Source organism: Micromonospora sp. CPM1 (genome assembly GCF_023896895.1).
Classification (GTDB): Bacteria; Actinomycetota; Actinomycetes; order Mycobacteriales; family Micromonosporaceae; genus Micromonospora; species Micromonospora tulbaghiae.
On sequence record NZ_JAMHIU010000007.1, the window covers coordinates 152,156 to 174,044 of the forward strand.

The following is a 21,889-nucleotide window of genomic DNA, read 5'->3' on the forward strand; positions in this document are numbered from 1 at the left end:
GAGATGGGGGTGAGCGCCTCAGAGCAGGTCGTTGACGCAGCGCAGCACCGGGCGGCGGGTGAGCGCGTCGGCGTCGAGCGGGCCGGGCGCGCGCACGGTGAACGTCGCGCTCTCCCCCGGCAGCAGCGTCACCAGCGCCCGGTCCACCTGCGCGGCCGGATCGAGGCGGTCCGGGAACAGCGTCAGGTCGCGCAGCACCGTCCGGGCGGTCACCCGGACGCGCCGGCCGCCGTCGGCCGGTTCGACGGCCGCGTCCCACTGCGCCGCCGGCCACCGCACGTCGCGGTCCTCGGCGAAGAACCACAGCGCGCGCTCCGCGGCGTCCCCGGCGTCCGCGACCAGCAGTTCCGCGCGGCCGTCGTCCGGCCGCGCCAGCTCCGCCGGCAGCACCACCACGACCGAGGAGTACGCCGGGACGTCGAGGTCGACCGAGGTCTTCGCCCTCGGCTCCCCGGTGACTGTCAGCCGGGTGACGGTGGCCGGCCCGCTCCACGCGTCGGCGGTGTCGTTCACCGCCACCAGCGCCAGCCCGCCGTCACGCGGCTGCACGGTGAGCAGCCGGTCGGCGTAGGCGCGGCGCAGCGCGTACCACAGGGGTTTGCGGCGCCCGTCGCCGTCGATCGCCGACCAGGACGTGACCGGCCAGCAGTCGTTGAGTTGCCACACGACGGTGCCCGCGCAGACCGGCCGGTACGAGCGGAAGTGCTCCACGCCGAGCTGGATGGCGCGGGCCTGGTTGAGCTGGGTGAGGTAGTGCCAGTCGTCGAAGTCGGCGGGCGGCGGCAGGTGCGCGTCGAGCCCGCGCCGGAGCTTGCGGTCCCCGTCGGCCGCCTTCTGGTGGTGCGCCATGCCCGGCGAGTCGTGCGCCAGCGGTTCGTCGGAGAGGGCCCGGCGCAGCGTCGCGTACGCGGGCGGCGCCTGGTAGCCGAACTCGGCCACGAAGCGGGGCACGTAGTCCCGGTAGCGGGTGTAGTCGTCGGTGTTCCACACGTCCCAGATGTGCGTGGTGCCGTGCGCCGGGTCGTTGGGGTGGACGTCCTCGCTGCCGGACCAGGGGCTACCCGGCCAGTACGGGACCGTCGGGTCCAGTTCGCCGACGATCTCCGGCAGCAGCTCCAGGTAGTAGCCGCGTCCCCAGGTGCGCCCGGCCAGGGGTTCCTGCCAGTCCCAGTCGTGCCAGCCCCAGATGTTCTCATTGTTGCCGGTCCAGAGCACCAGCGAGGGGTGCCCGGCGAGGCGCGTCACCTGCTCGCGCGCCTCCGCCTCGACCTCGGTGCGGAACGGCTCCTCCTCGGGGTACGCCGCGCAGGCGAACAGGAAGTCCTGCTGCACCAGCAGTCCCATCTCGTCGGCCAGGTCGTGGAAGTCGTCCGACTCGTACCGGCCGCCGCCCCAGACGCGCAGCAGGTTGACGTTCGCGCCGGCCGCCTGGGCGAACCGCTGCGCCAGGCGCTCCCGCGTGACCCGGTGGAGGAACGCGTCGTCGGGGATCCAGTTGACGCCTTTGACGAACACCGGCACGTCGTTGACGTGCAGCGCGAACGGGGTGCCGTGGGCGTCGGGCGTGGTGTCCAGCCGGACCGAACGGAACCCGATCCGGCGGGACGCGGCGTCCAGCTCCCGGCCGCCGGCGCCGTGCAGGCTCACGTCGAGGTCGTACCGCGGCTGATCACCGTACCCGATCGGCCACCACAGCGCGGGGTCGGCGACGGTGAGCGTCACGACGGCGGTCCGCTCCCCCGCCGGTACGGCGACCTCGGCGGTGACCCCGGCGACGGCGGCGCGGACGGTCAGCGGCTCGTCGCCGGCCCGCTCGACCTCGGCGCGCAGCTCGACCCGGCCGGTGCCGTCGACCACCGTGACGAGCGGCCGGACCGACGCGAGCCGGGCGGTCGACCAGGCGTGCAGGCCGATGTCCTGCCAGATGCCGGCGGTGACGAGCGTCGGTCCCCAGTCCCAGCCGAAGTTGCAGGCGGTCTTGCGGATGAAGTGGAACGGCTCCGGGTACGCGTTCGGCCGGTCACCGAGCCGGTCCCGGTGCGCCTCCGCGTACCGGTACGGGGAGTCGAAGCGTACGGCGAGGGTGTTGCCGTCCGGGCGCAGCAGCGCGCGGACGTCGAAGCGGTACGAGCGGTGCTGGTTCTCGGTGCGGCCGACCTCGACGCCGTTGAGCGTGACGGTGGCGACCGTGTCCAGTCCGGCGCAGACCAGGTCGATCCGGTCCTCGTCACCGGGTTGCCAGGCGAACGTGGTCTCGTAGACCCAGCCGGTGCGGCCGATCCAGGTGAGGCGGTTCTCGTTGTCGTCCAGGTACGGGTCGGGGATGAGGCCGGCCGCGAGCAGGTCGGTGTGGACGCAACCCGGGACCGTGGCCGGCACCGCCGCCCCGGCGATCTCCGGCGGCACCGCCGGGCCGGGCTCGGCCCGCAGCGTCCATCCCTCGTGCAGCAGCGTTCGACGGCTCACGACTTCACCGCGCCTTCCATGATTCCGCGGACGATCTGACGTCCACCGATGAACAGCATGACCAGTAGGGGGACGGTGGCGATGAACGCGCCCGCGAGCACCCGCCGGTAGATCACGTAGTTGCCGCTGGCCAGGTCCGAGATCGCCACCATCGACGTCGGGTAGTCGGTGCCGCTGAGCGTGATCAGCGGCCACTGGAAGTCGTTCCAGGTGGCCACGAACGTGAGCAGGCCGAGCACCGCCAGGGCCGGACGGATCGCGGGGAGCACGATCGTCGCGTACACCCGCATGGTCGTGGCGCCGTCGACCCGGGCCGACTCGATCAGCTCGTCCGGGACGGTGTTCACGATGAACTGCCGCATGTAGAACACGCCGAACGCGGTGACCAGGCCGGGCGCGATGACCGCGAGCAGCGTGCCGTTCCAGCCGAGCTTGCCCATCACGATGTAGAGCGCCACGATGCCGAGCTGGTTGGGGACGGTGAGCGTGAGCACCACGAACAGCATCAGCACGCGGCTGCCGGTGAAACGCAGCTTGGCGAAGGCGAACCCGGCCAGCGAGCAGAAGAACAGCACCGAGGCGGTCACCACGGCGGAGACGATGACGCTGTTGACCAGCGACGCGGCGAAGTAGACGTCCTGGAGGGAGAAGACCTCGTCGACGTTGGTGAGGAAGCGGTCGCCGGGGATCACCGCCGGCGGCAGCTTCGCCAGCGCCTCGTCGTCGCTGGTGGCGATGACGAACATCCAGTAGAGCGGGAACGCGGCGAACAGCATGCTCACCGCGAGGAGCAGGTAGGTCCAGAGCCCGGCCGGGGTGTCCTGTGGCGCCCGGGCCACCACGCGTCGCGTCGTCACCGGCGGCCTCCGGAGAGTCGGTTGGTCAGCAGGTAGTTGACGCCGGCCACGATCAGGATGATCAGGAACAGCGCCCAGGACATGGCGGCGGCGTACCCGAGGTTGAGGTCCTTCCAGCCCACCTTGTAGATGAGCTGGGCGATGGTCTGCCACTCGCCGTCCGGCCCGCCGGTCGCGGCCTGCGCATTCGGGTCGAACAGCATCGGCTCGGTGAACAGCTGCAACCCGCCGATGGTGGACAGGATGACTGTGAACAGGACCACCGGCTGGATCATCGGCACGGTGATCCGCCAGAGCTGCTTCCACTGCCCGGCGCCGTCGATCGCCGCGGCCTCGTAGACGTCGCGCGGGATGGACTGCATGGCGGCCAGGTAGAGCAGCGCGTTGTAGCCGATCCACTTCCAGTTGACCATCGTGGCGATGGCGATCCAGGCGTGCAGCTTGTCCGCCCGCCAGTCGATCGGGTCGTCCGCGCCGCCGATGCCGAGCAGGCCCAGCGCCCAGTTCGCCATGCCGAAGTCGCGGGAGAAGAAGACGCTGAACACCATCGTCGAGGCCACGATCGGTGTCACGTACGGCAGCAGCACACCCACCCGCCACCACGTCTGCGCCCGCAGCTTGCGGTTGAGCAGCGACGCGACGAGCAGCGCGAGCAGCAGTTGCGGAACCGTGGAGAGCAGGAAGATGCCGAACGTGTTGTAAAGGGCGTTCCAGAAGTCCTCGTCGGCGACCAGGCGGCTGAAGTTCTCCACGCCCGCCCAGTACGGCAGCGTCGGGTCGTCGAGGCGGTAGTTGCGCAGCGACACGACCGCGTTGAACAGCAGCGGGAACAGCCCGAACACCACGAAGAGCAGGAAGAACGGCGCGATCATCAGGTACGGCATGTACCGCATGTCGAAGCGGTACAGCCGGTCGCGCCAGGTCATCCGCCGGTCGGCTGCCCCGGTACGGCCGCGCCTGCGCGCGGGTGGGCGGTCGGGCGGCGCGGGCGCGGCACGGGTGCTGGACATCGGTTCACTCCAGGGCCGGGAGATCGGACGGCGACGGGGCGGACCGGGCCGCCCCGCCACCGCTGACACGTCAGGACTTGGCGGCCTTCTCGGCCTCCTTGACCGCCTCGGACCAGGCGGCGTCGGACTTGAGCGACTTGTTCTCCACCCGCCGGATCACGTTCTCCACCGCCACCCGGGTCGGGCCGTTCTTGCGGCCCAGGTACTGCGGGGTGAGGCCCTGCGCCATCTTCGGGAAGATCTGGCCGACCGGGGCGTCGTTGAAGAACGGGTTCTTGAAGTCGGCGATGGCCGGGTCGGCGTAGAGCGCCGGCTGTGACGGCAGGTTGCCGACCTTCTTGAAGATCTCGATCTGCTGCTCCGGCGCGACCAGCCAGGTCAGCAGCTTGTACGCCTCGTCGACGTTCCTGCCCTGCTTGGGCAGCGTCAGGAACGAGCCGCCCCAGTTGCCGCCGCCACCCGGTACCGCGGCGATGTCCCACTTGCCCTCGGTGCCGGGCGCGGTGTCCTTGATGTGGCCGAGCATCCAGGCCGGGCAGGCGAGCACCGCGAACGCGCCGCTGGTGAAGCCCTTGTCCCAGTCGGCCTGGAAGCTGACCAGGTTGGCCGACAGCCCGGCGCCGACGGCCTTGACCGTGTAGTCGAACGCGACCTTCGGGCCCTGCTCCATCCGGAGCTGGTCCTGTTCGTCGTAGAAGCCGACCGGCTGCTGGCCGAGGATCGGGTTGAACAGGTTGGTGCCGGCGTCGATGAACTTCTTCTTCGTCGTGGCGGTGTACTGCTGGCCGACCTCGATGAACCTGTCCCAGGTGGGCCAGAGCGCTGATACCTGGTCGCGTTCGGTGGGCAGGCCGGCGGCCTTGAACAGGTCGGTGCGGTAGCACATGGCCAGGCCGCCGACGTCGGTGCCGAGGCCGATCTGTGTCTTGCCGTCGGCCGACAGCGACTGCTTCCACTTCCAGGGCAGGTACTTGCTCTCGTACGAGCCGGCGCCCTTGTCGAGCAGGTTGACGAACTTGTCGGACTGGCTGCGGAACTGGACCATGAAGCCCTCGTCGATCGCCGCGATGTCCGGTGCCCCGTTGCCCGCGACCAGCTTCTTCTGCAGGTCCTCGTGCTGGGCGTTGTACTCACCGGAGTTGAGCTGGATCTTGACGTTCGGGTGCTCGGCCTCGTACTTGGCCTTCAGGTCCTGGAGGCCGAAGTCGCCCCAGAAGTTGATTTTCAGCGTGACCTGACCACCGGCCGAGTCCGAGCCGCCGGTGGTGCTCCTGCCGCTGCAGGCGGCGACCATGACCAGGCTGACGGCACCGACGGCGGCCACGCGCGCCAGGTGCGTCCAGGACCGTCTCATCTCATCCTCCGCGCCGAATGGGAACGCTCCCGAATATCGAGAGACGTTGACTGAACCGGATAAGTGACGCCACCGTACGGTCCCCATTCATGACTGTCAACGGTCGGCTACCGATGCACCCGCCCGGTAACCTCGCCGCCGCTCACGACCGAGATCCGGGGCGCTGGTGACGCTCGTCGGCGAGTCGAGGATCTAAGCTGAACCGAACAAGCGCCTGCGGCCGACTCCGGTCCATCGGCACCGCCGGCTGCACCCGGGCCCGGCGACGCGTGCAGTAGCGTCACCAGACGCCGGTGATCCGGCGACCGGAAGCGCCCGCGAGGGCCGGACACAGTGGAGGAACGCTCCGGTGAAGCGGCCGACCATCGCCGACGTCGCCCGGCGCGCCGGGGTCTCCAAGGGCGCGGTGTCGTACGCGCTGAACGGGCAGCCCGGCGTCTCCGAGGCGACCCGCCGGCGCATCCTCGCCATCGCGGCCGAGATCGGGTTCCGTCCGAGCAGCGCCGCCCGCGCGCTGTCCGGCGCCACCGCCAAGGCGGTCGGGCTGGCGCTGTGCCGCCCCGCCCGGATACTCGGCATCGAGCCGTTCTTCATGGAGCTGATCAGCGGCGTCGAGGCCGAGCTGTCGGCCCGCTCGTACGCGCTGACGCTCCAGGTGGTCAGCGACCAGGAGGCCGAGATCGCGGTCTACCGGCGGTGGTGGGCGGAACGCCGGGTGGACGGCGTGCTCGTGTGCGACCTGCGCACCGACGACCGGCGCGTGCCGGCGCTGGAGGAGCTGCAACTGCCGGCGGTGGTGATCGGCGGCCCCGGGCACACCGGCGGCCTGGCGAGCGTCTGGTCCGACGACGCGGCGGCCCTGGTCGAGACAGTGGAGTACCTGGTCGCGCTCGGCCATCGGCGCATCGCCCGGGTCGGCGGACTGCCCTCGCTGCTGCACACCGAGATCCGCACCGAGGCGTTCACCGGCGTGTGCGCGCGGCTCGGGCTGGACGAGGCGGCGACCGTCTGGTCCGACTACACCGGCGAGGAGGGCGCGCGGGCCACCCGCCGGCTGCTCAGCTCCGCCGGGCGACCGACCGCGGTGATCTACGACAACGACGTGATGGCGATCGCCGGGCTCTCGGTGGCCCAGGAGATGGGCCTGACCGTGCCCGGCGACCTGTCCATCGTGGCCTGGGACGACTCACCGCTCTGCCGGCTGGTGCACCCGCCGCTGACCGCGCTGGGCCGGGACATCCCGGCGTACGGCGCGCACGCCGCCCGGCAGCTCCTGGCCGTGATCGCCGGCGAACCGGCCGCCGTCGTGCAGGACGAGACGGCGCACCTGACGCCGCGCGGCAGCACCGCCCCACCTCGTACGACGGCCCGCTGAACCGGTTCAGCTACCGGGCGGTGGACGGGTACTCCTCGAACCACGCCTCGACCCGCTCGGCGGTCGCCGGGCGGGCCAGCGCGAAGCCCTGGCCGTACCGGCAGCCGGCCCGCCGCGCGCCCGCCACCTGCCCCTCCGACTCCAGCTCCTCGACCACCAGCTCCACGCCGAGGCGGTCGGCCAGGTTCGCCACCACGTCGATCAGCGGACGCTGACCGTCCCCGCCCGGGCCGACCAGGTGCGGCCCCACCTTGAGCAGGTCGATCGGCAGCCGGCGGAGCTGCGCGAGCGAGGCGTGCTCGGCCCGGAAGTCGTCGAGCGCGATCCGCACGCCGATCGACCGCAGACCGGCGAGCCGGGCCACCACAGTGGACAGCTCCCCGCCCACGACCGGCTCGGCCACCTCCACCACCAGCCGTTCCGGCACCACGTCGTACGCGGCCAGCGCGGTCGCGGTACGCGCCACGAAGTCCGGCGCGGCCAGCTCGCGCGGCGTCACGTTGACCGCCATCCACAGCTCACGGCCGCCCTCCGACCACGCGGCGAGCTGCCGGCAGGCCCGGTCCAGCACCCACCGCCCGATCTCACCGGTCAGGTCGAGGTCGGCCGCCACCGGCAGCAGCTCGGCCGGGAGCACGGTGCCCAGCGCCGGGCTGCGCCAGCGCAGCAGCGCCTCCGTACCCACCGGCATCCGGTCGGCGAGCGCCACCACCGGCTGGTAGACCAGGTCCAGCTCACCGCGCGCCACCGCGCCGGGCAGCTCCCGCTCCAGATCCAATCGGCGGACCAGCTGCTCCTCCAGGTAGGCGTCGTACCACTCGACCCGGTCCCGGCCGAGCTGCACCGCCCGGCGGCGGGCCAGGTCCGCCTGCCGCAGCACGTCCTCCGGATCGCCGCCGCCGGTCTCGGCCAGCCCGACGCTCACCGCCAGCCGAAGGACACCGCCGGGCCGGGGGTACGGCTCGGCCAGCGCCGCCAGCAGCCGCAGGCCGAGCGCGTACGCCAGCACCGGCCCCGCGTCGGTGAGGACGGCGTACTCCGTGTCGCCGAGCCGGGCCACCAGATCGTGCGTCCCGGCGCCCGCCCGCAGCCGGCGCGCGGCCTCGGTGAGCACCGGTCCCTCCGGCACCGCGCCACCCACCCCGTGCAGGTCGACGACGAGCAGCGCGCCGCCACTGCGTTCCGCCATCGCCCGGACCAGCTCCGCGCGCGTCAGCGGCACGGGCTCGGCGGCCCGGGCGTCCGGTCCGAGCCGGCGCCGCAGCCACGCCTCGCGGGCCGCGAGCCGCTGCACCCGGCGGCGCTGGTCGGCGGCGGCGAGCAGCTCACCCGCCATGATCGGCGGAATGACGGCCAGGCCCAGCGCCATCGCGGCGGTGCTGAACTCCCCCGCCGTACCCAGGTGGATCCCGGCGGCCAGCGCGGCGATCCCGGCCGGCGCGGTGAGGCGGGGCCAGGCGGCCGGCGCCACGTCCCGGCCCGTTCGTTCACCGCCCGAGGTGCGCCGGGCCCCGGCGGCGGTGAGCAGCGCCCCGGCCACCAGCGGCGCCGCGACGAGCGGCAGCGCCCGGTCCGGCGCGCCGTAGGCCAGCAGCACCACGAGGAGCGTCAGCCCGCCGAGCGTCAGCGCCGCCCCGGCGTGGCAGCGAGCGGCGCCCGGCCGGCGGCGACGTTCGGCGACGGCCGCCACCGCGAGCACGGCGAGCACCACCGCACCACCAGCCGCGACGACCCCGGCGACGGCCGGGACCGGGCCGCCCGGCAGCAGCATCCAGCCCGCGAAGACCAGGCTGACGCCGAGCGCGAGCACGTCGACGGTACGGCGCACCAGCTCCGGGCCGGACAGCCGCGATCGGCCGGGCAGGCGCAGCAGGGCCGTCACGTGCAGCGCCCCGGTGAGGCACAACCCGGCCAGCGCGACCGGCAGCCGGTGGGCGGCGTCGCTCAGCGGCAGCACCGCGACGGTGAGCCCGGCGACCAGGACGGCGCTGTCGAGGATGGCGGCGACCCGACGGGACAGGGCAGCGCGTCGCGCCCGCCGCCCGGTCGTCGTTGCGCCGTGCGCCAGGGCGGTGTCAGTGGTCTCGCCCGCGTGGCACCGGAACGTGACCACCTGCTGCGGTCCGGGCTGCTGCGGTCCGGGCTGCTGCGGTCCGGGCTGCTGCGGTCCGGGTCCGGCCAGCCAGGCGAGCCGGACACAGGCGAGGGCGAAGCCGCCGGCGACGGCGAGTGCCGCCGCGGCGGGGCCGGGCAGGACACCGGCGACACCGGCGAGGAGGAAGGCCGCGCCGGTGAGCGACACGGCGACATCGGGCAGGACTGATCGCCGGCGGGGAGCGGCGGGAGGGGGGACGGGCACGGCGGTCGCCTTCGTGAGGGGGCACGGGGGCGGTGCGGTTGCGGTACGCGGTACGACGTGCGGGGTCGGGGGCGGGGCGGGACGCATCGGCGGGGACCGCTGCGGCCACGCCTAGAAACGATCCCGGAAGCGTCCGGTGACGTCACCGCACCAGTGATGTCCGTCACATCAATAGACGTCGCCGCGGCGGATCCCGTTCAAGATCGACGCCGCCGCGTCTCCCGGCACGAGATCTTGGTACCGAACCGCCCCGGGAAGGGCGGAGCCGTACCAGGATCTCGGGGCGGTCGGGTGGGGTGGGGACGCCCGCGGGGTGGGGTGAGCTGGCCGGATGGGATCATCGGGGGGTGAGCCGCGCCGATACCGTCCGTTTCCGTCACAACCAGGCCATCCTGGTCGCCGCGATCGTCGCCTTCATCGGCGCGCTGCCGCTGGCCTCCGCTCGCTGGTGGCTGCTCTGGGTGCTGCTCGTGCCGCTCGCCGTCGCTGTCTGGGCGTGGCGGGCCGGCACCGACGCCGACGCCCGGGAGCTGCGGCTGCGGGCGCTCGTCGGGCAGCGCCGGGTGCCGTGGAACCGGGTCGCCGAACTCGCCGGTGACGCCCGGGGCCGGGCGGTGGCCCGGCTCGACGACGGCGAGGTCGTGGTGCTGCCGGCGGTACGCGCCACCGACCTGCCCCGGCTGGTCGCCGTCACCGGCCAGGAGCTCTCCGGCACCGCCGGCGATCAGTAGCCGTCGACCACCCGGTTCGTCAGCTCCTCCCCGGCCACGTACCGGCGCAACTGCTCGCCCACCAGCCGGTACGCGCGGGGCAGCAGCCCGCGTACCGAGCCGCCGACGTGCGGGGTGAGCAGCACGTTCGGCAGCTCCCACAGGGGATGCTCGGCGGGCAGCGGCTCCGGGTCGGTGACGTCCATCGCCGCGCGCAGGCGGCCCGAGGTCAGCTCGGCGACCAGCGCCGAGGTGCGGGCCACCGGCCCCCGGGCGGCGTTGACGAGCAGCGCGCCGTCAGGCATCGCGGCGAGGAAACGTTCGTCGACCATGCCCCGGGTCTGCTCGGTCAGCGGCACCAGCAGCACCACCACGTCCGCCTCGGGCAGCAGCGCGGGCAGCTCGTCGACCCCGTGCACGCCCTGGTCGGGCCGCGGCGTACGGGCCACGAGCGTGAAGCTCACCTCGAACGGGGCGAGCCGGTCGCGTACCGCGGTGCCGATCGAGCCGGCGCCGACGATCAGCACCCGCTTGCCGGCCAGCTCGTCGGTGGGCGCCACCTCGTCGTACGCCCACTCGCGCCGCGCCTGGGCGCGGGCCAGCGGCGCGAACCCGCGCAGCGAGGAGAGGATCGCGGCGACCACCCATTCGGCGGTGGGCGAGTCGTGCACGCCCCGGGCGTCACAGAGCGTCACGCCGTCGGGGATCCGCCCCACCCAGGCGTCCGCCCCGGCGGAGAGCAGTTGCACCACCTCGACGTCGGGCAGCTCGGCCAGGAGCGCCCCCGCGTCCGGGCCGGACAGGAACGGCGGCACCCAGAACCGCACACCGGCCGGGGACGACGGGAGCCGCCGCGGGTCGTCCAACAGCTCCACGGTGACGCCGGGCGGTAGCTCGCCGAGCAGCCGACGGCCCTCGGGGTGCGGGATCCATGCCTTCACGACCGCCGACGATATCGGCCCCGGACCGGCCGGCGCGGCGTGACCCGTGACGAACACCGCGCCGGGAATGGAGTGGCGGTCCGGCGGGGTATAACCGAGTGCGGGATGCCGGTCGGGTGTTCCGCTTCCTGAGGACGGTGGCGATGAGCGAGCACGGCCGGGGACGGGTGTCCGTGCCGATTCCGGCGCTCGCCGACCCCGACCGGTTACGTTCACTCGGCGAGACGCGGCTCGACGCCGTACCGGACGAGGCGTTCGACAGGTTCGCGCGTCTGGTCGGCGACCTGCTGGACGTGCCTGTCGCACTCGTCTCCCTGGTGGACGCCGAGCGTCAGTTCTTCCCCGGGGCGACCGGCCTGCCAGAGCCGTGGGCGGCACGCCGGGAGACGCCGCTGAGCCACTCGTTCTGCCAGCACGTCGTCGACATCGAGATGCCGCTGGTGCTGCCCGACGCCCGCCTCTACCCCCGGGTGCGCCTCAACCTGGCCATCGAGGACCTGGGCGTGGTCGCGTACGCGGGCATGCCGCTGACCGACCTGGACGGGCGGGTGCTCGGCTCGCTCTGCGCGATCGACAGCAAGCCCCGGGCCTGGAGCAAGGAGCAGCTGCGGACGCTCGCGGACCTGGCCGCCGCGTGCTCCTCGGAGCTGCGGCTGCGCATCGCGCTCCGGGGCGCCGAGCAGGCCCGCCGCCGCGCGGAGGAGGCGCACGACCGGCTCGCCATGCTGGCCGGGATGAGCGAGATGCTCGGCGGCACGCTCGACGTGGCCACTGCCGTCGCCCGGCTCGGGCACGCGATGGTGCCGCTGCTCGCCGACTGGTGCCTGATCACGCTCGTCGACCCGGCCGGCCGGCCGCGCACCGTCACCGGCGTACACCGGGACGCCGAGCGCGAGGCCGACCTGGCCCGCTTCGCCGAGCTGCTGACCACCGGGCTCAGCGCGGAGTCGCAGATCCGGTCGGTGCTGCGTAGCGGACGGCCGGCGGTGCGCGCCGTGGCCGGTCTGGACGACGTGGCGCGCGGCACCACGCACCCGGAGCTGGTGCCGCTCGCCGACCGGCTCGGCGTCGGTTCCCACCTGACCGTGCCGATCACCGCCGCCGGGGACCGGGTGATCGGGGCCGTCACGCTGGTCAACCGTGAAGGGCGGCGCGGTTTCGACGCGAGCGACCTGCGCACCGCGCAGGACATCGGGGTACGCGCCGGACAGGCGGTCGGCAACAGCCGCCTCTACGGCGAGCAGCGCCACGTCGCCGAGGTGCTCCAGCACAGCATGCTGCCCGCCCTGCCGGCCGTGCCGGGGATCGAGCTGGCCGCCCGCTACCTGCCGGCCGCCGACCGGGTGGAGGTGGGCGGCGACTGGTACGACGCCTTCGTCCAGCCCGACGGCGAGCTGATCGCCGCGATCGGCGACGTCGCCGGGCACGACATCGAGGCGGCGGCCACCATGGGCCAGTTGCGCAACCTGGTGCGGGGCAACGCGTACGGGCGGGACGATCCGGTGGAGGATCTGATGGCCCACCTCGACCGGGCAATGGGCGGGCTGCGGGTGCCCACCGTCGCCACCGCCGTGCTGGCCCGGGTGCGCCCGGCCGGCGACGGGCTGGCGGTCTCCTGGTGCAACGCGGGGCATCCGCCGCCGTTGCTGGTGCGGGCCGACGGCACGGTCTCGGTGGCCGACGGTCGCGGACCGCTGCTCGGCCTGGCCCGGCCGCCCCGGCGCGCCGGCCGGACGCTGACCCTCGCCCCCGGCGACACGCTGCTGCTGCACACCGACGGGCTGATCGAGCGACGGGACCAGCCGATCGACGAGGGCCAGGCCGATCTGCTCGCCCACCTCCGCGCCGGCGGGCCGGGCGTACCGCTGGACCTGCTCTGCGACCGGCTGCTCGCCGCCGCGCACCATTGGGAGGACGACGTGGCCCTGCTCGCGCTGCGGGCCGGTTGAACCGGCACTCCCCCGAACGGCCGGACGCGGGCAGGCGTACGCGCGACGTGCCCGGTTCGCGGGTCCGCCCGGCTAGGCTGGGGCGGATGAGCCCGCGTCTTGCGTACCCCCGTGTCCGCCGCCTCCGGACGGCGCTGGCGGCGTCCTGCGCGGCGCTGTTGCTGGGCACCGCCGGCTGCGCCCTCGGCGAGCCCGAGCCGGACCCGGCGGGCGCGCCGCCCAACCTGCCGACGCCGTCCGGCACCGCGAGTCCCGGCGGGGCCGGCCAGCAGGTGGTCGCCACCGTGCTGGCCAAGGGTCTGGAGGTGCCGTGGGGCATCGCGTTCCTGCCCGACGGCGGGGCGCTGGTGACCGAGCGGGACAAGGGACGGATCCTCCAGGTCGGCCCGGAGTCCGGCCCGGACGGGCTGGCCGTCCGGCCGGTGCAGACAGTGCCCGACGTGGCCGCCGGTGGCGAGGGCGGCCTGCTGGGCATCGCGGTCTCTCCCGCGTACGCCCGGGACCGCACGGTCTTCGTCTACTACACGGCCGAGGACGACAACCGGATCGCGAAGATGCAGCTCGGGCAGGCGCCGAAGCCGATCCTGACCGGCATCCCGAAGTCCGGCACGCACAACGGCGGCGGGCTGGGCTTCGGCCCGGACGGCCACCTCTACGCGAGCACCGGCGACGCCGGGCGCACCGAGAACGCCCAGGACGCCAAGAGTCTCGGCGGCAAGATCCTGCGGATCACGCCGGACGGCAAGCCGGCGCCGGGCAACCCCACCGCCGGGTCGCCGGTCTGGTCGACCGGTCACCGCAACGTCCAGGGCTTCGCCTGGACGCCGGACAAGAAGATGTACGCGGTGGAGTTCGGCCAGAACACCTGGGACGAGATCAACCAGATCAACAAGGGCGGCAACTACGGGTGGCCCCGGGTGGAGGGGCGCGGCGACGACAAGCGCTACGTGAACCCGATCACGCAGTGGCCCACCGGTGACGCCTCCTGTTCCGGCCTGGCGGCGGCGGACCGTCTGCTCGTCGCCGCCTGCCTGCGCGGCCAGCGACTGTGGCTGGTCGAGCTGGCCGGCAACGGCACCGTCCTCGGTCAGCCCCGCGACCTGCTCACCGGCCGGTACGGTCGGCTACGGGCCGTCGCGGCGGCGCCGGACGGCTCGCTCTGGGTGAGCACCTCGAACCGCGACGGGCGGGGTACTCCCACCGCCGAGGACGACCGCATCCTGCGACTCGTCTTCGCCGACGGGGGCGCCGGCCGGAGCTGATCCGGCCCACCGGGTTTGTCAAGATCGCTCAAGGGGCAGGTCAGGATCTCAGCATGGACGGCCACGAGAACGAACAGCACCGCACCGGGGACGAGACGTCTCCGGAGCGCGGGCGCGCCCGCCGCTTTCCGGCATGGCGGCCCGGCGACCGGCTGCGCCGGCTGGGTGTCGTGCTGGCTGTCCTCGCGGTCACGCTCGGCGGCATCGTGGTCGGCACGTACGCGGGCGGCCACGTCGGCACCGACATCGGCCCGTTCCGAGCCGAGCTGAAGCTCAGCCCATCGCTGTCCGGCGGCACCACCGTCGACATCCCGCCGCTGGGCGCACTGCTGCTGGACAGCCACGACGGCCCGGCGTACCTCACCGTCGAGGTGGGCTCGCTGGACCAGGGGCGCACCGAGGCGCTCATCGACGACCCGGCCAGCATCAGCCGGGCCAGCCAGTCGGCCGTCCAGGACGTCCGCGACGGCGTGATGCGGCTCGGGCTGCGTACGCTCGCCTCGGCCGTGCTGGCCACGCTGCTGCTGGCCGCGCTCGTCTTCCGGGACGTCCGGCGTACCGCCTGGGCCGGCGGCCTGGCGCTCGTCGTGACCGCCGGCAGCCTCGGCATGGCCGCGAGCACCCTCCGCCCGCAGGCGATCGAGGAGCCGCGGTATGAGGGCCTGCTGGTCAACGCGCCCGCGATCGTCGGTGACGCGCGGCGGATCGCGAACGACTACACCAAGTACGCCGAGCAGCTCCAACGGCTGGTCGGCAACGTCAGCAAGCTCTACACCACCGTCTCCGCCCTGCCCGTGGTACAGCCGTCACCCGGCACCACCCGGGTGCTGCACGTGTCGGACATCCACCTCAACCCGACCGGGTGGCAGCTGATCCGTACCGTGGTCGAGCAGTTCGGCATCGACGTGGTGGTCGACACCGGCGACATGACCGACTGGGGCAGCGAGCCGGAGGCGTCGTTCGTCGGCTCGATCGGCCTGCTCAAGAAGCCGTACGTGTTCATCCGCGGCAACCACGACTCGCCGCGCACCGCCGCCGCCGTGGCGCAGCAGCCGAACGCGATCGTGCTGAACAACTCGGTCACGACGGTGGGCGGGCTGACCATCGCCGGCATCGGCGACCCCCGCTTCACCCCGGACAAGGAGACCTCGCCGGCCGGCAGCGGCCTCACCTCGGCCGTCGCCGACCAGGTGATCGGCGCCGGCGAACAACTAGCCGGCACGATCCAGAAGTCGCCGCGCAAGGTCGACATCGCGCTCATCCACGACCCCGCCTCGGCCGGCCCGCTCTCCGGCACCTGCCCGCTGGTGCTCTCCGGGCACACGCACTCCCGGCAGGTGTCGAAGCTGCCGCAGGTCGAGGGCAAACAGCCGACCACGCTGATGGTGCAGGGCTCGACCGGCGGGGCCGGGCTGCGCGGCCTGGAGGGCGAGAAGCCGACCCCGCTGACCATGACAGTGCTCTACTTCGACCAGCAGAAGCTGCTCCAGGCGTACGACGAGATCACCGTGGGCGGCACCGGGCAGTCGCAGGTCAACCTGGAACGGCACGTCATCCGCGACCCGGCCAAGGGCGACCAGGTGCCGGTCACCCCGACGCCCACCCGCGGCCCCTCGGAGTCGCCGTCACCGGGTACGACGACCCTGAGCCCCACCCCGACGAGCTGACCGTCCCGCGCCTGCTCCCATTCTTCCTGCTTCTGGCGGTCCCTCACGTGACGCCTGGCCGCTCGCCACGCGTGACACCCGGTCACTCTGCGTAACAAAGCCGTGCGGCGCCGGGATACCCCGCCGCCGCCTTTGCTCTGCACCCATCGGCGCAGCAGGCACCGAGAGTAACCGCGCGGGTGGCTGCAGAGCAGCGGCGCGGGCCACCCCGCCCCAGCTCAAGAGCGGTGCTGCGGATGTGGCTGCAGAGCAAAGGGGCCGAGAGGCAACACCTTCGGCCGCCAGAGACGGTTACTCCCCGCAACCACCTCGGCGGTGACGTTCCGTTAGGCAAACTGTCCAGCATCGACCAAGACGCGGACCGCCATGCCGGAGTCGAGCCGGGACCAGCCGGTCGCAGCACGCACCGGGGCCGAGTGCCCGAGGGCAGGACGGACCGGTCCGAGAGCGCCGTGAGGCCGGCGAGCCGAGCGGCCGAGGCGCGCGCACCGAGGCCGGACCTCACCGCGGCGCGAGGGGCCGCCCGGAAAGTCCGGCCGGCCCCGTGACGCGGTGCGGTCAGGGCGGCTGAAGCGCGGTGCGGTCAGGGCGACTGAAGCCGCGGTGCGGTCAGCGCGACGCAGGCGCGTCAGCGCAGCGCGATCGCGGCCAGCGCGGCGTTGACGATGCTGCCGGGCAGGAGGTCGTGCAGCTCGTACAGCTCCCGGACGCTGCCGGACTGGCCGAACTCGTCCACGCCGAGCGGCACCGCCGGCGCGCCGACCGCCGAGCCCAGCCAGGCCATCGCGTGTGAGGCCGCGTCGTGCACGGTGACCACCGGCACCCGGTCGGCGAACGCCGACCGCAGCGCGCCGGGCACGCTCGGCACGGTCGCGGTCCGCACGCCCTGGCGCAGCGTCCGCTGCCACGCGCGGTACAGCCGGTCCAGGCTGGTCACGTCCACCACGTGCGCGGCCACGCCCTCCTCCGCCAGCTCCGCGGCGGCCGCGAGCACCTCGGGCAGCACCGCGCCGGAGGCGGCGAGCTGCACGACCGGGGCGTCAGCCAGATCGGGGTACGCCTGGTGCGCGTCGACGAGCCGGTACGCCCCGGCCACCACCTGCCGCCGCAGCACGGCGTCCCCGAGTCGCGCCCGGGCGGCCTCGAACGGCGCCTGGTCGATCGGCCGGGTGCTGAGCCGGAAGTAGTACGCCCCGTCCTCGGCCGGCGCGGCGGTCGCGGCCGGAGCGGAGCCACCGGCGATCTGCCCCAGCGCGTCGCAGAGCAGCCAGTCGAGGCTGCCGGCGTACGCGGGCTCCAGGAACGTCACCCCGGGCAGCTCCAGGCCGACCGAGGCGGTGATGGTGGACTGGTGCGCCCCGCCCTCGGGCGCCAGCGTGATGCCGGACGGGGTGCCCGCCACCACGAACCGGGAGCCCGAGTAGGTGCCGTAGAGGAACGCGTCGAGACCGCGCAGCACGAACGGGTCGTAGACGGTGCCCACCGGCAGCAGCGGCTGGCCGGACAGGTCCCACGACAGGCCGAGCTGGCCCAGCAGCAGGAACAGGTTCATCTCCGAGATGCCCAGCTCGATGTGCTGCCCGGCGGGGCTCTCGGTCCAGCGCAGCATCCGGTCCTCGGTCCAGGAACGCTGCTCGGTCGGGGCGAAGACGCCCGTCTTGTTGATGAACCCGGCGAGGTTCGTCGAGGTGGCCACGTCCGGCGCGGTGGTCACCAGGTAGGGCGCCACCTGCGGATCGCGGGCCAGGTCGACGAGCACCCGGCCGAAGACCTCCTGGGTGGAGACCGGCTTGTTCGCGCGTACCCGCGTGGTCTCCGGAACGGTGACGCCCAGCGCCCGCTCGCGCGGCGGGCGGGACAGCGCCTCCCGGCGCTCGCCGGCCCGGATGCCGGCCGGGGACGCCGGGTCGAGGCGGTCCCACTCGGTCTCCGGGGTCAGGCCGTTCGCGGCGCGCAACGCGTCGACCTGCTCGGTGGTGAGCAGCGCCGAGTGGTTGCGCGGGTTGCCGGCGATCGGCAGGCCCCAGCCCTTCACTGTGTACGCGAACACGACGCTGGGCCGGTCGGTGACCGCGTCGCACTGGGCGTACGCGTCGAGCATGGCCTGCGCGTCGTGCCCGCCCAGGTCGGTGACGAGCGGGCCCAGCTCGTCGTCGCCGATGTCGGCGACGAACGCGGCCACCTCGGCCGGCGCGCCGTCCAGGAACTGCTTGCGCAGCGCCGGGCCGGCCAGTCCGAACAGCGACTGGTACTGCTCGTTGGGCATCCGGTCGATCCAGTCGCGCAGCGTCGCGCCACCCGGCCGGGCGTACGCCTCGGCGAGCTTCCGGCCGTACTTGACCTCCACGACGTGCCAGCCGGCCGCCTCGAACTGGCCGCGCCACTGGTTGATCCGGATGCCGGGGACGACCCGGTCCAGCGACTGGCGGTTGAAGTCGACGAGCCACATCACGTTGCCGAGCCCGGTGGTGGCCGGGTCGGCGACCGCCTCCCAGATGTTGCCCTCGTCCAGCTCGGCGTCGCCGATGAGGGCGACGAACCGGGAGTGCGGGCGCGCGCCGAAGTGCGCGTCGACGTAGCGGCGGGTGACGGCGGCGAACAGCGGCGCGGCGGCGCCCAGGCCGACCGAGCCGGTGGAGAAGTCCACCTCGTCCGGGTCCTTGGTGCGCGACGGGTACGACTGGAGCCCGCCGCGTGCCCGCAGCTTCGGCAGGTACGACTTGTCGAGGTTGCCCAGCAGGTACTGGATCGCGTGGAACACCGGCGAGGCGTGCGGCTTCACCGCGACCCGGTCCTCGGCGTCCAGGTGGTGGAACCAGAGCGCGGTCATCGCGGTGACGAGGGAGGCGCTGGACGCCTGGTGGCCGCCGACCTTCACCCCGTCACCGGTGTCGCGGTCGTGGTTGGCCGCGTCGACGATGCGGGTGGCGAGCCAGAGCACCCGACGCTGGATCTCGTCGAGGACGTCGAGGTCGTGCTGGTTCACGGTGACTCCATCCGGGCGTCGCCGTTGACGCCCTCTGCGGGGTGAGGAGCGGACGAAGGGCCCCTCCCCTGCCGGGAAAGGGCCCACACGACCGGATCAGGCGCCGAGGCGCGCCAGGATCAGCTCGCGGACGGTCTTCGCGTCCGCCTGGCCACGGGTGGTCTTCATGACCGCGCCGACGAGCGCGCCGGCCGCCGCGACCTTGCCGCTGCGGACCTTGTCGGCGACGTCCGGGTTGGCGGCGATCGCCTCGTCCACGGCGGCGGTGAGCGCGCCGGTGTCCGAGACGACCTCCAGGTTGCGGTTGGTCATGATCTCGGTCGGCGAGCCCTCGCCGGCCACCACGCCCTCCAGCACGGTACGGGCCAGCTTGTCGTTGAGCTTGCCGGCGTCGACCAGGCCCTGGAGCTCGGCGACCTGGGCCGGGGTCGCGCCCACGTCGGCCAGCTCCACGCCGGTCTCGTTGGCGCGGCGGGACAGCTCACCCAGCCACCACTTGCGGGCGGCGGCCGGGGTGGCGCCGGCGGCCACCGTCGCCTCGATCAGCTCGACCGCGCCGGCGTTGACCACCGACTGCATGTCGAGGTCGGACAGGCCCCACTCCTGCTGGATCCGCTTGCGGCGCAGCCGCGGCAGCTCCGGCAGGGCGGCCTTCAGCTCGGCCACCCACGCGGTGTCCGGGGCCAGCGGCACCAGGTCCGGCTCCGGGAAGTACCGGTAGTCGGTGGCGGTCTCCTTGGACCGGCCCGGCGTGGTGTCGCCGGTGTCCTCGTGGAAGTGCCGGGTCTCCTGCGTGATCCGGCCGCCGGCCTCCAGCACCGACGCCTGGCGCAGCATCTCCGAGCGCACCGCCCGCTCGACCGAGCGCAGCGAGTTGACGTTCTTGGTCTCGGTGCGGGTGCCCCACTCCTCGCCCGGCCGGTTCAGCGACGTGTTGACGTCGCAGCGCAGCGACCCCTCCTCCATCCGCACGTCGGAGACGCCGAGCGAGCGGATCACGTCACGCAGCTCGGCGACGTACGCGCGGGCGACCTCGGGCGCGAGCGCGCCGGTGCCGGGGATGGGCTTGGTGACGATCTCGACGAGCGGGATGCCGGCCCGGTTGTAGTCGACGAGCGACTCGGTCGCGCCATGGATGCGGCCGGTGGCGCCGCCGACGTGCAGCGTCTTGCCGGTGTCCTCCTCCAGGTGCACCCGCTCGATGCCGATGCGCACCAGCTCGCCGTTGACCTCGACGTCCAGGTAGCCGTCGAAGCACAGCGGCTCGTCGTACTGGCTGATCTGGAAGTTCTTCGGCATGTCCGGGTAGAAGTAGTTCTTCCGGGCGAACCGGCACCACTGCGCGATAGAGCAGTTCAGCGCCAGCCCGATCCGGATGGTCGCCTCGATGGCGGCCTTGTTCGCCACCGGCAGCGAGCCGGGCAGGCCGAGGCAGACCGGGCAGACCCGGGTGTTCGGCTCGCCGCCGAAGTCGGTCGGGCAGCCGCACCACATCTTGGTGTTCGTGCCCAGCTCGACGTGGGTCTCCAGGCCGATCACCGGTTCGAAGCGCGCGACGACCTCGTCGTACGCGGGCAGCGTCGTGGTCATGAGAACTCCAGCTTTGCAGGCGGTAGCCGGCCCACGGCGGCATCCGGACACAACGCCGCCAAGCCTACCGCTCCGCCTACCCGGCCTCGGCCGGGCGTCACTCGGGCGTGGTGAAGCTCCGCCGACGGTTGTAGGCCAGCACGAGCAGGATGCCGCCGACGGAGAAGGCCACGACGCTCAACAGCAGCAGGACGAGCGGCGAACCCGGCCCGGTGATCGGCAGCCACGCGCCGCTCACCTTCGACGGCGACGGCGTCGGCTGGGGCGCCGCGGTGCTGCTCTCCGACGGCGTGGCGGCCGGATCGCTCGGCGTCGGCGTCGCCGTCGGGTCGGCCGGAGTGGGCGTGGCCGTGGGGTGGGCCGGGCTCGCCGTGGGGGTGCCCGGGGCCGGGGCGGCGACGGTCAGCGACACCTGCTTCGTGGCGCTGGTGCTGTACCCCTTCGCCGCGACGGTGAAGGCGAACGTGCCGGCGCTGGCCGGGGTGCCGCGGAGCCGGCCCTCCTCGTCGAGGGTGAGGCCGTCCGGCAGGGCCCCGGCGGCCAGTGCGAACGCGATGTCCGAGTCGCCGTCGGCGGTGAACCGGAAGGAGTAGGGCTTACCGACGGTGCCGGCGGGCGGTTCGCCGGAGGTGAACGCGGTCGCCGCCTCGGCGACGACGACTGTGGCGTTCTGCTCGTCGAAGCGGTCGTTCTTGTCGGTCATCCGCAGCGTGAACGTGTACGTGCCAGGGGTGGTCGGCGCGCCGCCGAGCGACGTCCCCACCACGAGCATCCCCGGCGGCAGAGCGCCCGAGACCACCGACAACCGGTACGGCCCGGTGCCACCGCTCGCCTCGACCGTGTGGATCGCGTACACCCGCCCGAGATACAGGGGCGACCGGGGCTTGCCCGACGTGATGACGACCTTCGGTTCGCGTACCTCGACTGTCGCCGTCTGCTCGTCGAAGAGGTCGTTCTGGTCGGTCATCCGCAGCGTGAAGGTGTAGGTGCCAGGCGTCGTGGGGGCACCGCCGAGCGAGTTCCCCACCACGAGCATGCCCGGCGGCAGAGCGCCCGAGACGACCGACAACCGGTACGGCCCCGTGCCACCGGTGGCCTCGACGGTGTGGATCGCGTAGACCTGCCCGATTTCCATGACCGACCGGGGCTTGCCCGAGGTGATGGTGACGGTCTCCGTGGCGGCGGCGGTGTCCGGTTGCGCGGTGGCCGGTTGCGCGGCGCCCAGCAGCAGAGCGGCAACCATCGTCAGGGCCATGACCGGGCGAAGTGTCCCCATCGCACATCCAGCTCTCGGTCGGAACCGCTCGCGTCCGCCAGCGGGCCACAGTCCAGTCGATCCAGCAGACTCGGAGTTTATTCGACC

Annotated in this window: 14 protein-coding genes; 5 read left to right on the forward strand and 9 right to left on the reverse strand. The window is 73.3% G+C overall.

The annotated features are described in order from the left end of the window. Positions 1-18: 18 nt before the first annotated feature. The 4 genes from M8C11_RS11020 to M8C11_RS11035 all read right to left on the reverse strand — a co-directional run bounded on the left by M8C11_RS11020 (position 19) and on the right by M8C11_RS11035 (position 5,687). The gene (locus tag M8C11_RS11020) at positions 19-2,466 is read right to left on the reverse strand and encodes a glycoside hydrolase family 2 protein (RefSeq protein ID WP_252449463.1); all 2,448 of its coding nucleotides are present in this window, start codon (positions 2,464-2,466) and stop codon (positions 19-21) included. Then, complete coding sequence (locus M8C11_RS11025; RefSeq protein WP_120571307.1) at positions 2,463-3,323, reverse strand: carbohydrate ABC transporter permease; 861 nt, start codon at positions 3,321-3,323, stop codon at positions 2,463-2,465. The genes M8C11_RS11020 and M8C11_RS11025 overlap by 4 nt, the downstream gene beginning before the upstream one ends. Then, on the reverse strand, positions 3,320-4,333 hold the full coding sequence (locus M8C11_RS11030) for a carbohydrate ABC transporter permease (protein ID WP_252449464.1): 1,014 nt from the start codon (positions 4,331-4,333) through the stop codon (positions 3,320-3,322). Before M8C11_RS11030 ends, M8C11_RS11025 begins: the two co-directional genes overlap by 4 nt. A 70-nt stretch (positions 4,334-4,403) precedes the next feature. Next, positions 4,404-5,687, reverse strand: coding sequence for an ABC transporter substrate-binding protein (locus tag M8C11_RS11035; protein WP_252449465.1), 1,284 nt, complete (start codon positions 5,685-5,687; stop codon positions 4,404-4,406). Positions 5,688-6,036: 349 nt separating this feature from the next. On the opposite strand from M8C11_RS11035, the gene M8C11_RS11040 reads away from it, so the two are divergent. Beyond that, entirely contained in the window at positions 6,037-7,062 is a 1,026-nt protein-coding gene (locus M8C11_RS11040) for a LacI family DNA-binding transcriptional regulator (RefSeq protein ID WP_120571310.1), read from the forward strand. 10 nt (positions 7,063-7,072) lie between these two features. On the opposite strand, the gene M8C11_RS11045 is transcribed toward M8C11_RS11040, so the two are convergent. Then, entirely contained in the window at positions 7,073-9,421 is a 2,349-nt protein-coding gene (locus tag M8C11_RS11045; RefSeq protein ID WP_252449466.1) for an EAL domain-containing protein, read from the reverse strand. A gap of 347 nt (positions 9,422-9,768) precedes the next feature. On the opposite strand from M8C11_RS11045, the gene M8C11_RS11050 reads away from it, so the two are divergent. Further along, positions 9,769-10,152: a PH domain-containing protein gene (locus tag M8C11_RS11050; protein ID WP_252449467.1), complete on the forward strand. Its 384-nt coding sequence runs from the start codon at positions 9,769-9,771 to the stop codon at positions 10,150-10,152. On the opposite strand, the gene M8C11_RS11055 is transcribed toward M8C11_RS11050, so the two are convergent. Then, positions 10,146-11,072, reverse strand: a complete 927-nt coding sequence (locus tag M8C11_RS11055; RefSeq protein ID WP_120573935.1) for a 2-hydroxyacid dehydrogenase — start codon at positions 11,070-11,072, stop codon at positions 10,146-10,148. The two genes, M8C11_RS11050 and M8C11_RS11055, sit on opposite strands and share 7 nt — an antisense overlap. Positions 11,073-11,215: 143 nt before the next feature. Between M8C11_RS11055 and M8C11_RS11060 the strand changes: the two genes are divergently transcribed. From M8C11_RS11060 to M8C11_RS11070, 3 genes are all read left to right on the forward strand, one after another. Then, positions 11,216-13,021 (forward strand): SpoIIE family protein phosphatase, encoded by a 1,806-nt coding sequence (locus M8C11_RS11060; RefSeq protein ID WP_252449468.1) that lies wholly within the window; start codon positions 11,216-11,218, stop codon positions 13,019-13,021. A gap of 86 nt (positions 13,022-13,107) precedes the next feature. Continuing rightward, positions 13,108-14,283 carry a sorbosone dehydrogenase family protein gene (locus M8C11_RS11065; protein ID WP_120571313.1) on the forward strand — a complete coding sequence of 392 codons (1,176 nt, stop codon included), beginning with the start codon at positions 13,108-13,110 and terminating at the stop codon, positions 14,281-14,283. A gap of 53 nt (positions 14,284-14,336) precedes the next feature. Then, entirely contained in the window at positions 14,337-15,950 is a 1,614-nt protein-coding gene (locus tag M8C11_RS11070) for a metallophosphoesterase (protein WP_252449469.1), read from the forward strand. Positions 15,951-16,578: 628 nt separating this feature from the next. Here the strand turns inward: M8C11_RS11070 and M8C11_RS11075 are convergent. The 3 genes from M8C11_RS11075 to M8C11_RS11085 form a co-directional block, all read right to left on the reverse strand. Further along, a complete protein-coding gene (locus M8C11_RS11075) occupies positions 16,579-18,936 on the reverse strand; it encodes a pyruvate dehydrogenase (RefSeq protein WP_252449470.1) in 2,358 nt (785 codons plus the stop codon). A 96-nt stretch (positions 18,937-19,032) separates the two neighbouring features. Next, positions 19,033-20,526 (reverse strand): Asp-tRNA(Asn)/Glu-tRNA(Gln) amidotransferase subunit GatB, encoded by a 1,494-nt coding sequence (gene gatB, locus M8C11_RS11080; RefSeq protein WP_252449471.1) that lies wholly within the window; start codon positions 20,524-20,526, stop codon positions 19,033-19,035. Between the two features lie 97 nt (positions 20,527-20,623). Next, positions 20,624-21,781 carry a putative Ig domain-containing protein gene (locus M8C11_RS11085; protein WP_252449472.1) on the reverse strand — a complete coding sequence of 386 codons (1,158 nt, stop codon included), beginning with the start codon at positions 21,779-21,781 and terminating at the stop codon, positions 20,624-20,626. Positions 21,782-21,889 lie beyond the last annotated feature (108 nt).